At 75.4% G+C, this 12,426-nt stretch carries 10 protein-coding genes; 5 read left to right on the top strand and 5 right to left on the bottom strand.

What is annotated here, in order from left to right; all coding sequences use genetic code 11:
* Window positions 1–431: 431 nt before the first annotated feature.
* Entirely contained in the window at window positions 432–902 is a 471-nt protein-coding gene (locus WMF24_RS33985) for a GNAT family N-acetyltransferase (RefSeq protein ID WP_437731598.1), read from the top strand.
* Here the strand turns inward: WMF24_RS33985 and WMF24_RS33980 are convergent.
* From WMF24_RS33980 to WMF24_RS33970, 3 genes are all read right to left on the bottom strand, one after another.
* A complete protein-coding gene (locus WMF24_RS33980; protein ID WP_437731597.1) occupies window positions 869–1,189 on the bottom strand; it encodes a hypothetical protein in 321 nt (106 codons plus the stop codon). The two genes, WMF24_RS33985 and WMF24_RS33980, sit on opposite strands and share 34 nt — an antisense overlap.
* Window positions 1,190–1,690: 501 nt before the next feature.
* Window positions 1,691–3,514, bottom strand: a complete 1,824-nt coding sequence (locus WMF24_RS33975) for a protein kinase domain-containing protein (RefSeq protein WP_437731596.1) — start codon at window positions 3,512–3,514, stop codon at window positions 1,691–1,693.
* Between the two features lie 215 nt (window positions 3,515–3,729).
* The gene (locus WMF24_RS33970; protein WP_437731595.1) at window positions 3,730–5,556 is read right to left on the bottom strand and encodes a radical SAM protein; all 1,827 of its coding nucleotides are present in this window, start codon (window positions 5,554–5,556) and stop codon (window positions 3,730–3,732) included.
* 217 nt (window positions 5,557–5,773) lie between these two features.
* On the opposite strand from WMF24_RS33970, the gene WMF24_RS33965 reads away from it, so the two are divergent.
* From WMF24_RS33965 to WMF24_RS33950, 4 genes are all read left to right on the top strand, one after another.
* Window positions 5,774–7,999: a HEAT repeat domain-containing protein gene (locus WMF24_RS33965; RefSeq protein WP_437731594.1), complete on the top strand. Its 2,226-nt coding sequence runs from the start codon at window positions 5,774–5,776 to the stop codon at window positions 7,997–7,999.
* Window positions 7,996–8,388, top strand: a complete 393-nt coding sequence (gene xseB / locus WMF24_RS33960; RefSeq protein ID WP_437731593.1) for an exodeoxyribonuclease VII small subunit — start codon at window positions 7,996–7,998, stop codon at window positions 8,386–8,388. Before WMF24_RS33965 ends, xseB begins: the two co-directional genes overlap by 4 nt.
* Window positions 8,389–8,405: 17 nt before the next feature.
* Window positions 8,406–9,134, top strand: a complete 729-nt coding sequence (locus WMF24_RS33955; protein ID WP_437731592.1) for a competence/damage-inducible protein A — start codon at window positions 8,406–8,408, stop codon at window positions 9,132–9,134.
* A gap of 222 nt (window positions 9,135–9,356) precedes the next feature.
* Window positions 9,357–10,136: a JAB domain-containing protein gene (locus tag WMF24_RS33950; RefSeq protein ID WP_437731591.1), complete on the top strand. Its 780-nt coding sequence runs from the start codon at window positions 9,357–9,359 to the stop codon at window positions 10,134–10,136.
* Window positions 10,137–10,156: 20 nt separating this feature from the next.
* On the opposite strand, the gene WMF24_RS33945 is transcribed toward WMF24_RS33950, so the two are convergent.
* Complete coding sequence (locus tag WMF24_RS33945; RefSeq protein WP_437731590.1) at window positions 10,157–11,350, bottom strand: tetratricopeptide repeat protein; 1,194 nt, start codon at window positions 11,348–11,350, stop codon at window positions 10,157–10,159.
* 106 nt (window positions 11,351–11,456) lie between these two features.
* Complete coding sequence (locus WMF24_RS33940; protein ID WP_437731589.1) at window positions 11,457–12,227, bottom strand: hypothetical protein; 771 nt, start codon at window positions 12,225–12,227, stop codon at window positions 11,457–11,459.
* Window positions 12,228–12,426: the final 199 nt, after the last annotated feature.

The following is a 12,426-nucleotide window of genomic DNA, read 5'->3' as shown; positions in this document are numbered from 1 at the left end:
AGCACAACCTCCGCCAAGGCGGCCGCCGGGCGCCGCCGGGGAGCCGGCCGGACCGCGCTGCGCCGGCGCGCGGCGCTCATCGAGCGCGTACGGCGCGCGGCGCTCATCGAGCGCGTACGGCGCGCGCTTCACGGCGCTCTCCGAGCGTCAGGGCGCTCCCCACGCTCCACGGGAGCTCACGGCGGATCCTGGAGGAGCTCTCGCCGCTCTCGTCGAGGATCATGTCTTGAAACATAACGCGCCGCGGCGGGGCTCGGCGGCGGGCGCCGCGGATGGGCTCTCCGCCGGGGCGCGGCCATTGAGCAGCCCAGCGGCCCGCGGTATGGGTCGGCCATGTCGACCCGACGCCTCGCTCCCGAACACCCCCGTCCGGCGCACGCCTACCGCGCGCCGGAAGGACGCCCCTGCGACGCCCGCCGGGAGGTCGCCTCGTGACCGATCTCGTGATCCGCCGGGCCGCGCCCACGGACGCGCCGATCCTCGCGGCCAACAACAGGGCGATGGCGCTCGAGACGGAGGGCAAGGTGCTGGACACGGCCACCACCCTCCGCGGCGCCGCCGCGCTGATCGAGGACGGGACGAGAGGGTTCTATCTGGTCGCCGAGCGCGCCTCCGAGGTCGTCGGGCAACTCATGGTGACCTACGAATGGAGTGACTGGAGAAACGCTACTTTCTGGTGGATCCAGTCCGTTTACGTGTCCCCCGCGGCGCGTCGCAGCGGCGTCTTCCGGGCGCTGTACCGGCGCGTCCAGGAGATGGCGGCGGACGCGGGGGACGTATGCGGCATCCGGCTCTACGTGGAGACCGCGAACGTGCGGGCTCAGTCGACCTATGCCGCGCTCGGGATGCAGCGGTCGCATTACGAGCTCTACGAGCTCGACTTGGCGTTCGGCTCCTCCTGAGGTGTCCGGATCTCCTGATTCGCGTCGGGGGGAGCGACCGCGGGCATCGAGGGCCAGGAGCCCTTCACCAGGGCGCGCATCGCGGCCGTCTTCAGCGCGACCTCGCCGGGATCGAGGAATACGGCGAGGGCCTGGCGGATGTGCGGGAGCGAACGGATGAGATCGGCAGGCGTCATCGCGTCGGGCGGAGACACGCCGCTGCGCTCGCAGGCCTCCTGGATGAGCCTCCTGGCGAAGGCTGGCGCCAGGCCACAGCACTCGACCACCTGCTCGAAAAGCGAGCGCATGAGCTGATTCCCCCCGGGGTAACGTCTGACGCGCGGCGCGCCTTTCACTTGGGCGATCTCATTCCGCCCCACGACAAGAATAGCCTGCCTCCCATGTCGTGCTCGTGAGACGACGACTGACCGTCTGCTGTCCTTTGCGAGGATGTAGGTGACGTGGCGCGGCGTGTTCCATCGGCGACAGCGCTGCCCGCGCGCCGCGCGATCGGAGCCGATTCGCAACAGGCGCAGAGGGAGCTCGCGGTCGCCGGAGCATTGGACGGGCTTCCCTCGCCGGCGCGTTGGACGTGGCGCAGAAAAGGATCTTCGCCGCGCCAGCCGCGAGACGCGACGAGGACGCGCCGCATGGCGGTGCTCGGGCCCGGCGACGCGATGTCTTCTGTCCGTAGTTGACGGCCGGGGCGATGGGTCGTCCGGTGGTCTCGTGTCGGCCTGAGGAGCACGGGGCTCAGGCGCCTCGGCGGGAGCTGCCCGCCGCCGCGACGACGTCGCGCGTCGCGCGCGTCACAACCCGGAGGGCTTGTAGGGCGTCCGGGATGTGGTGCGCGGGGCGGTCCGCTTCGGCTCCGGCGCCTTCGTCGTCGCGCGAGGCGCGGCCGAGGAGCGGACGGTCGGCTTCGGCGCCTGGACCGTGGGCCCGCTCGCGGTGCGCACGTCGGACCGGCCCGTCCTGGGTTTTGCCGCGGGCGGGGTCGCTCGCTGGACCGGCCGCGGGGCCGCGGTGGCCGCGCGGTTCACGGTGGGCGCGGGGCCCTGGGCGGCCCTGACGGGAGCGGCGCCCCGAACGGTCCGGCTGGGGAGCGGAGCGTGCGCGGCGCCGGTGGGGACGGGGGCCTGGGCAGCGCCGCCGAGGGCGGGGGCCTGGGCAGCGTCGCCGAGGGCGGGGGCCTGGGCAGCGTCGCCGAGGGCGGAGCCCTGGGCAGCGCCGCCGGGCTGGACCGGCGCAGCCGCCGTGGCGGGCGCGCTGCCCGCCACGGCCGCGGGCGACGGGGCCGCGTAAAGCGGGGGAGCCGCGACGCTCTCCTCGGCCTGCAGCGCGGCGGGCCCGCGCTCGCTGGCCACGAAGAAGACGCCCACCCCGACCGCGAGCGCGGCCCCACAGAGGCTCGCGATCACGCTGCGGCGCACGATGTGCTGCCGGCGGCGAGCCACCGCCTCGGAGACGACGGCGCCCAGCGCCGACGCGCTGGCGTCGGCGCCCGAGAGGTCCTGCGCCGGGCCGACAACCGGCTGGCTCCGGGGCGCGCGCTGGCTCCCGGGCAGCGGCTCGCTCCGAGGGGCACGCTGGCTCCCGGGCAGCGGCTCGCTTCGTGGAGAGCGCTGGCTCAGCGGCGACCGCGCCGACCTGGGCCCGGAGCCCGACGCCGGACCGCTCCGCGCGCTGATCGGACCGCCGAGGCCGTCCGGCGCCCCTCGCAGGCCGACCTCCTTGATGAGCGCCTCCACCGCGCGGGGCGACGACACGGCGAGGCCCGGCGTCTGCGCCGCCGCCTCTTCCAGCGCCTCCGCGAACGCGGCGGCGGTCGGGAACCGGTCGTTCGGGTCGGTGTTCAGGGCGCGCAGGCAGATCAGGTCGATCGCGGCCGGCACCGACGGCACCACGCCGCGCGGGCCCGTGGGCGGGCCCTGGAGGATCTGCGCGATCAGCGCGCCGTCGTTGTCGGCCTTGAAGAGGCGCTCCTCCGTGAGCATCTCCCAGAGCACCACCCCGGCCGAGTACACGTCGCTGCGGCGGTCGATCTGCTGCGCCCGGATCTGCTCGGGCGCCATGTACGCGAGCTTGCCCTTGAGGGCGTTGCCCCGCGTCGACATGAGCCTCGTCTCGGCGCGCGCCACGCCGAAGTCGGTGATGCGCGCGACGCCGTCGACGCCGACGAGCACGTTCTGCGGCGAGACGTCGCGGTGCACCAGGTGGAGCGGCTCGCCGTCCGACCCGGTGAGCTCGTGCGCCGCGTGGAGCCCCGCGAGGACGTCGAGGAAGATGCGGAGCGCGATCCCGAGGGGGAGGGGCCGCTTCGCCCGCGCGCACGTGCGGAGCAGGAGGTGAAGCGACGGGCCCTCGATGTACTCCATGACGAGGAACAGCGGGTCCTCGACGAGGTCGAATGTCGCGACGACGTTGGGGTGGCGCACCCGCGCCGCGAGGCGCGCCTCGTCGAGGAACATCGCGACGAACTCGGGCTCCGCCGCGATGTGCGGGTGCATCATCTTCAGGGCGACGAGGCGCTCGAACCCGCCGGCGCCGAGGGCCCGCCCGAGATACACGGTGGCCATGCCGCCCGACGCGATGGCGCGCAAGCTCTCATAGCGGCCAGCGTGCAAGGTCACACGCGGAGGCTACACCATGCCTCGCGCGTTCTCCACGAGTCCCGCGCCGCTTCCGCGAATGCGCACGTCCAGCACAGCATCACGAATCCAGGGTGTTTTCGTGTCGATGTGAGCCACCCTACGACCGATGGCCGATTCGCCGACACCCGGCGCCGGCGTGGCTCGTCTGTCGGCGATCGGGGCTGGTGGCGCAGGCGCGCGTGAAGGCTGCGGGATCAGGTCACGATCGGCAGCCGCCTGGTCGGCGGCCGCGCGCGCGTGGCGCCCTGCTCGCGCTCGCGCAACGCAAGGTCGTGCTCGACGATCGTAAGGGGATTGTCGTAGGCAGGTAGCGGAAGATCCTTATTCTTCGCATACACCGGGTGCCTACCGTGCTTCTTGTACCACTCGGCGACGGTGGCGTTGGCCTTCATCTTCTCGAGGATGTTCCGCCACCCAGCACCGGTGTTGTACGCGCAGAAGCTGATCTCGCCGAGCTGCGTTCCGTACGGAATGATGCACATCTCGGTGCGACGGAAGTCGTAATTGAACAGATCCTGAAACCACATGCCCGCGACGAACAGGACGCGCCACTCGTACTCGCGGGCGTCGCCCTCGCCCGCGTGCGCGGCGCCGGTCTGGCTCATGAACTGCTTCACCAGCGTCCCCAGGTGGAAGTTCGGCGGCGCCTTCTCGGGCCGGTAGTGGCGCAGCAGCGCGGCGACGACCTGGGCCTTCGCGAGCGCGCGGCCGCGCCCGGCGTCGAAGATCGCGCGCAGGTCCGAGAGCAGCCCCTCGACATCGATGAAGTCGAGGAGCGGGACCATCTGCTTCGTCTTCTTGTGGACGAACAGCACGGTCCCGATCCCGCAGTTCGGGTGGCAGCCGCAGTTGATCTGCCCCCAGTCCTTGTCGGGGCCGTCGAGCAGATCGGTCACGTTGCCGAAGGGGCTGAGCGCCGACAGGGGGAACCAGTCGCGGAGCGGATCGGTCACGCCGGTCTGCTTCGCGACGTCGTGCGCGAGGTGGCTGAGCGTGTAGCGCTGCTCCTCGCGCAGCTCGTCGGAGATGTCCTCGTCGCGGCCGGTGAAGCTGACCGGCTGGAAGCTGACGACCGTGACCTTGTCGGCGTTCTGGACCGCGAAGTCGATGATGGGCCCCACCTGGTCGTTGTTCACGCCGTTGACGATCGTCACGACGAGGATGACGTCGATGCCGGCGGCCGAGAGCTCCTCGATGGCCCGCAGCTTCACGTCATAGAGGTTGCCGATCTTACGGTGGCTGTTCGCGGCGTTCGTGACCCCGTCGAACTGCAGGTACGCCATCCGGAGCCCCGCCTCCTTCGCCTTCCTGGCGAAGCCAGGCTCCTCCGCGAAGCGCAGCCCGTTCGTCGCGCACTGCACCGCGAAGTACCCCTTCTTGCGCGCGTACCGGATGGCGTCGAGGAAGTGCGGGCTCAGCGTCGGCTCGCCGCCGGAGAACTGGATCGACATCTGCCGGCGCGGGCGCACGTCCGCCGCGTCGTCGAGGATCTTCGTGATCTCCTCCCAGGAGAGCTCGTGGACGTAGCCGACCTGATTGGCATCCATGAAGCACGGGTCGCACATCATGTTGCAGCGGTTCGTCAGGTCGACCGTGAGCACCGCGCCGCGCCCGTACCGGATGGTGCTCGATCCGTGGTTGTGGATCTTGTCCGGCGTCATCTCGACGTCGCGGCCGCCGAAGAGGCGCTCGATCCGCGAGAGGAACTTCGGGTCTATCGAGATCGTGTCCGAGAAGGAGCCGTGCTTCGGGCAGGTCTTCTCCATGACGACGCGCCCGTCGCGCTCGACGATGCGGGCGCGGATCTCCCCGGGCTTGTCGGTGATGAGCTTGGTCCAGTCCGCCCTTCCGCTCAGGATCTCGGCGCGCGCCTCCTTGACGCAGCGCGGGCACAGGCTGTCCGTCTCGCGGGGCCAGCCGAGCGGCGGCCTCGAGCGCTGGCTGCCCCTCGGGATCGGTTTGTCGCTCCACTTCGGGTGGAACGGCTCGGGCTCGCCACCGAGCTGGCTGAGCTGCTGCAAGACCGGCCACACCTTGTCAGCGGATACCGTGATGGCCTTTTCCAGTGTCCGTACCAGGTCGATCAAGCGTCACCTCTCCCGCAGCCGTTTCCGCGGCTGCACCGTAGGTCGACCTAGCGCGTGCTTCCATCAAATTCCAGGCTTGCCACGCCGCGCCGGCGCGCCGCGGGGGAGCGTGACAGCGGGCCGCCGATCGCGGGATAGTGCGGCGGAGCGAATGCGATCCCTCCCTGGAATCCCCCGCGCGCCGGCCCTCGCGGCGGCGCTCGTGGCCGCCGCGATCACGATGGCGGGCGCGGCCGCGGCGCAACCGGTCGCGCGGACCGCGCGGGCGCCGCAGGGCCCGGAGGACGGCGGCGGCGCGGCCTCGGCGGCCGAGCCGGGCGCCACGCCGCTGCGCGGCAGCCTCGGCGTGCCGGTCGCGGAGCGGCTGCTCGCGTCGAGCGACCCGGAGGCGCGGCTCCGCGGCATCGAGCGGCTCGGCGCGATCGGCACCGAGGAGGCGGTGAACGCGCTGCTCGCGGCGCTCGAGCAGGGGGCGCCGGGGGCGCGCGATCCGAAGGCGCGCCTCGCGGCGGTGCGGGCGCTCGCCCCGCACGCGGCGCGCGACAGCGTGCGCCAGCTGCTCGCGCGCGAGCTGTCCGAGGGCGGCGCCGCCGCGCGCAGCGCCGCCTCGCCGCTCGGCGATCTGCTGCGCGGCACGGCCGCCCTCGCGCTCGCGCGCTCCGGCGACCGGCGCGCGCTCGGCGCGCTCGTGAACGCGATCGTGCAGGGCGGGGCCGCGGGCGAGGCCGCGGCGCGCGCGCTCAAGGCGTACCCGCCCGCGTCGCTCCAGCTCCTGCTCGGGAGCAGGAAGCGGCTCGAGCCCGCGCTCGTCGCCTTCCTGGGCGAGCTCGGCGATCTCCGCGCGATAGGCGCGCTGCGGCCGATGCTCGAGGGCGGCGACAGGGCGTCGCAGGTGGCGGCGGCGCGCGCGCTCGCGCGGCTCGGCGACGAGGCCGCGCTGGCGAAGGCGCGCGCGTGGCTGCGCAGCCCGGAGCCGGGGCTCCTCGAGGCGACCGCCGAGATCCTCGTCCACCTCGGGGCGCCGGAGGCGCCGGACGCCGTGGCCGCGCTGCTCGGGTCCGATCGCGCGCGACTGCTGGAGGGGCTCAGGCTGGCCGAGCTCGCGCCGTCGGCGCGGCTCGTGCCCGCGCTCGCGCGCGCGCTCCCGCTGCTGCCGGAGGACGCGCGGCCGCGCGCGATCGCGGCGATCGGCCGCGCGGGCGGCGCGCAGGCGGCGCGGGAGCTCCGCCGGCTGGTCGAGCGACCCGAGCTCGCGACGGCGGCGGCGTTCGCGCTGGCGACGACGCCCGGGGCCGAGGCGCGGGCCGCCGTCGCGGAGCTGATCGAGGGCGCGCGCGCGGCGAGCGACGCGGATCACCGCCGGCTCGGCCTGCGCGCGGGCGTGGTCCGCGGCCTCGTGCTGGGCGACGCGCCCGACGCGCTCGAGGGGCGGCTGCTCGCCGCGCTCGCCGCGCCGAGGGGGTCGAGCGATCGCGCCGCCGGGGTGTTCGGCGCCGTGGCGCTCGGCCTGCGCGACGCGGCCGACGTCGTCGGCGCGTGCTCGCCGGCGTCCTGCGATCGCGCGGCGGTCCACGCGGCGGCGCGCGGCGCGCTCGCGCGGGGCGAGCGCGCCCTCGCCGGGCTCGCGCCGCTCTTCGCGGAGCTCGCCGCGCCCGGCGGCGGAGGGGCCGCGCCGGGCGGCGACGACGTCGCCCCCGACGCGGCGGCGATCTCCGCCGGCGTCGCGCTGCTCGCGGCGCCCGGGGGCGGGGCGGTCGCCACCTCGCGGCTCGCCGCCCTCGCGGAGGCGGGCGGCCCCCTCGCGCCGCTCGCCGCGCGCGCGCTCGCGGCCCGCGACGACGAGGTGATCCGCAACCGGCTCAAGCGGCTGCTCGAGGGGAGCGATCCCGTGGTGCGCGCGCACGTCGCGCTCGGTCTCGGGAGCGACCCCATGCCCGACAGCGTCTCGCTCCTCGCGCGCGCCTACCGCTTCGAGGACGACCCCGCGGTGCGCCGCGCGATCGTCCGCGGGCTGTCGCGGCGCACCGAGGTGCAGCGCGGGCGCGTCCTCGCCGAGGCGCGGGACCTCGATCCGGACGAGGGGGTGCGCGCGCTCGCGCGGACCGCGCTCTCCGACGTCCCGCGCCCCCGCGCGCGGGGGCGCGACGTGCCGCGCCCCGCGCTCGCGACGGGGGTCGTGTGGGTGGCGATCGTCCCGAACGACCGGAGCGCGGCCGCGAGCGCGTCCGCGCGTCCGGCGCGGCTCGTCCGCCCGGATGGCGTCGCCGTCCCGGTCGTGGCCGATCCCGACGGCGTGCTCCTCGTGCCAGGGGTGCCGCCCGGGGTGAGCTCCGTCCTGCTTGCGCCGGCCGCACCCCCGGGGGACTCTGGCCCATGACGACGATGAGCAACGCGACGGACGAGAGCGGCGCGGGCCGCGGCACGGACGCGGGACCTGGCGCGGAACCTGGCGTCGGAGCGAGCGCGGAGCCCCGCGCCACGGCGACCGGCTCCGCGGGCGAAGGCGATCGCGCGTCGGGGAACGGCGACAAGGTCGCGGGCGCCGGCGCGATGTCCTTCGAGGAGTCGACGCGCCGCCTCGCGAAGATCGTGGCGGAGCTCGAGGGCGGCGACCTGCCGCTCGAGCGCGCGCTGTCGCTGTTCGAGGAGGGCATCCGCCTGTCGCGATCCGCGCAGGAGCGCCTCGACCGCGCGGAGAAGCGCGTGGAGGAGCTGCTCGGGATGGACGCCGACGGGCGCCCGGTGACGCGCGAGTTCGAGGGGTGAGCGGAGCACAGGGAGAGATGAGGACCGCGGCGGCGCTGATCATCGGCAACGAGCTGCTCACCGGGAAGATCGCGGACGAGAACCTGTTCGTCCTCGCGGGCACCCTGCGTTCGCTCGGGGTCAAGCTCGAGCGCGCCGTGATGGTGCTCGACGACCTCGAGGTGATCGCCGCCGAGGTGCGGGCGCTGGCCGCGTCGCACGACTGGCTCTTCACGAGCGGCGGCGTGGGCCCGACGCACGACGACCTCACGATCGCGGGCGTCGCGCGCGCGTTCGGCGTGCCGGTGGTCAGCGCGCCCAACATGGAGAGCATGCTGCGCGAGTACTACGGCGACCGGCTCACCGAGGGGCACCTGCTCATGGCGCGCATCCCGGAGGGCGCGCGGCTCGTGACGGGCGGCAGCGCCGCGTGGCCGGCGGTGGTGATGCGCAACGTGTGGATGCTGCCCGGCGTGCCGCAGATCTTCCGGGCGAAGCAGGCGCTCATCCAGGCGGAGCTGTCCGGCGGCACGCCGTTCGTCTCGTTCGCGGTGTTCACGACCCTCGACGAGGGGCAGCTCAAGCCCATGCTCGATCGGGTGGTCGAGTCCCACGGCGACGTCGACATCGGCTCCTACCCCCGGTGGTCGGGCGCCGACTACCGCACGAAGCTCACGTTCGACGGCCTCGTCGAGGCGAAGGTGCGCGCGGCGCGCGACGCCTTCGCGGAGAGCCTGCCCGCGGAGACCATCGTCCGCGTCGAGTGACGCGCGGGCGTCGGCGAAGCGCGGGCGCGCCGGCCGCGTCACTCGACGCGCGCGCGCGTCGAGTGACGCGCGGGCGTCGGCGAAGCGCGGGCGCGCCGGTCGCGGCGCGCGCGCACTGGCGGCCGCCACCCTCCGCCGCCGGACCGCCACCCCCGGGGCCCGCTGGATCCCGCCGGCGCGGCGGGGCCGCCGGCCGGCCCGCGGCGTGCTTCAGGCCCGCGCATGAGCCTGTGGAAGAGCGCCGCGCTGCCGTCCAGTCACCTCCTCGACCCGTACGCCGATGAGCCCTCGGCGCTCACCGGCTTCGCCGGCCCGCGGGAGCGGGCGCTGGAGGAGGGGATCTGGTCGCTCGGCGACGCCGATCTGCTCGCGATCGTGCTCGGCACCGGCCTCGTCGGCACCCCCGTGACGCTCGTCTCCGCCGCGCTCCTCGCCCGGTTTTCCGGGCTGGAGGGGCTCTCGCGCCTCGGCCCGCACGCGCTCGCCCAGCACCCAGGCCTCGGCCTCGCGAAGGCCCTCCGCATCGCCGCGTCGCTCGAGCTCGGGCGCCGCGCCTTCGAGCGCGCGGTGCGCCCGCGTCCTCCGGTGCGCACGTCGGCGTCGATCGCGGCGTGGTGCGCGGCGCACCTCGGCCCGCTCGAGCACGAGCAGATGTGGGTGATCTCGCTCGACGGCCGCAATGGGATGCGCGGCGCCCGCAGGGTCTCGCAGGGCGGGCTCCACGGCTGCTCGGTCACCGCGAAGGACATCCTGCGCGCCGCGCTCGCGGACGCGGCCTCGGCGCTCGTGCTCGTGCACAACCACCCGAGCGGCGACTCGGCGCCGTCCCCCGAGGACGTGCTCATGACCAACTCGGTCGCCGCCGCCGGCGCGGTGATCGGGGTGCCGCTCCTCGATCACGTCATCCTCTCGCCGGACGGCCACTACTCCTCGATGCACGATCTCGGGATGATCGATCGCGGCGACGCCCCGCCCGGCGGCGCCGAGCGGCCGAGCCCCTGATCCTCGCGTGAACCCCGGCGCTAGCCCCGCCGGCTCACCAGGATGCCGTGCCGCTCGCCGCCGGGCCTCCCCGCGGCGCCCGGCACGCTCGCGAGGCGCGCTGTCGCGCCGCCCCAGTCGACGGAGGGCGCCCCCTGGAGCAGCGACGCATAGAGCGCGCTCGCCTGCGTCATGGGGCAGCCGAGCGCCTCGCGCAGGAACGTGAGCGACGCGCCCGTCGCGTAGTTCACCGGCGCCTGCCGGCCGTCCTCGCCGATCACCGCGACCTTGAAGACGTCGTCCTCGGATCGCGCGGCGCGCTCCGGATCGGTCAGCGCGAGGTGCAGCGCCTCGATCACACCGCCGCCGCCGCCGGGGCCTCGGGCCGGATCGAGCGTCACGTGGAGCTCGAGCAGCGGCGCCGTGTAGCGGACGACCTGCCGCGCCGCCCCTCCTCCCGCCGCCGGCGCCTCCGCCGCATCGCGGCGCCGGAGCTGCGCCTCCACGACGAGCGCCGACCGCGCGAGCTCCCGCTCCGTCTTACCGAGCAGCCGGCGCGCGCGCATCTCGGCGAGCGCGCGCCGCAGCACCTCGCGGTTGTGCGCCGCCTTCTCGTGGCTCCGCTCGCGCGCGAGCAGCGCCTCGAGCTCGCCGAGCGCCTGCTCGTGCTCCCCGATCGACGCGAGCGCGTCGGCCAGCGTGAGCCGCGCGTCGGTGAACCCGGGCGCGCGCCGCACCGCCTCGCGGTAGGCCGCGATCGCCGCGGCGATGTCCCGCCGCGCCTCGTGCGCGAGCCCCAGCGCGAACGCCGCCCGCCCGTCCTCCGGCGCCGCGTCGCACGCCCGCGCGAGCCAGCGCGCGGCCTCGTCGTGGCGGCGCTGGTCGTAGAGCACGATCCCGAGCTCGCGCAGCACCCGCGCATCGGGCGGCTCCATCGCGGCGGCCTGCCGGAGCTCCGCCGCCGCGTCGTCGAGCCGGCCCAGGCGCACCAGCGCGCGGGCGTAGGCGAGCCGCGCCTCGACCTCGCCGCCGCCCCGCTCGACCGCGCGCGCGAGCGCCGGAGCCGCCGCCGCCCACCGGCCCTCGGCCGCGTGCGCCGCCCCGAGCGCGAGCCAGGCCCCCGCGTCGTCCGGCGCGGCCGCGAGGTGCGCCTCGAGCCCGGCGATCCCGCCGGCCATGTCCCCTCGGCTGAGCAGGTCGAGCGCGCGCGCGCGCAGCGCTTCGGGCGGCGTCATGGCGGCAGGGTACGCCGGCGCGAGGACGCGGGTCGAGCGCCGCCGGGCCGCGCCGCCGCGGGGGCGCCCTCGCCCGCTGACCTCGCCCGCGTCGCCGCGGCGGTCCTCAGTAGCCGCGCGGCAGATCGGCCGTCAGGCACGAGACGGTGTTCGGCGCGGCGCGCGACGACCACAGGGCGCCGGCCGGCGCCCCGCCGGCGAAGCGCACGCCCTCGCGCGGATCCCACCCCGGCGCCTCGCCCGGCCGGAGGGAGTGCGTCCCGCTCTGGTAGAACGCGATGATGTACGTGTGCCCCGCGACACGGCAGCCGAGCCGGTCCGCGAGCGCCCGCGCGAACCCCTGGCCGGTGTGGCCGAAGGCGCTGCAGCAGCGGAGCCACACGAGGGCGTCGGGGCCCGCGAGCTCGCCCTTCAGGGCGTCGATCGCCTCGCCGAGCGGCGAGCCCGGCCGGAGCGCCGCCTCGTCGAGCCGCGTCTTCCCGATGCGCATGTACCCCCAGCCGCCGTGCCCCCAGGCCTGCAGCGACCTGATCTTCCGGCCGCGCTCGCGCGCCGTGCGCGCCGCCCACCCGAGCGCCTCGGCCCAGCTCGAGGCCGCCTCCCACGCGTCGGCCGCGCCCGTCATGCGGTGCAGGAGCGCTCCGGCGCGCCAGATCGGCGTGAGGCCGATCGTCGCGCCCACCGCCTCGCCCAGCGCCGAGAGATCCTCGGCGTCGGTCGTCGCGGGCTCCGCGGTCGTCGCGGGCTCCGCGGTCGTCGCGGGCTCCGCGGTCGTCGCGCGCTCCGCGCGAGCCGCGACCTCGCGCCGCCGGGGCGCGCCGTTTCCCCGCCGAGCGCCCCACCCGACGTCGGTGTTATCGAAGAGGACGAGCCGCATGGAGCCTCCCATTCTGCGCATTCCGAATGTACCGCCGCTCGCAGCCGCCGCCACGCGGTCGATTCCCCACCCGCACCCCGAGCATCTCCCGATCGCGCAGGCACGTCCCGGGCGCGGCGAGGCGCGGCAGGGCGCGGCGGGGCGCGAGGCGGACGGGCGGACGTCGGCCAGTTCGCGGTGGGCGCAATCGCTAGTGATT

It is taken from the genome of Sorangium sp. So ce1335 (assembly GCF_051521615.1).
Classification (GTDB): domain Bacteria; phylum Myxococcota_A; class Polyangia; order Polyangiales; family Polyangiaceae; genus Sorangium.
This window is presented reverse-complemented; position numbering and strand designations above follow the sequence as displayed.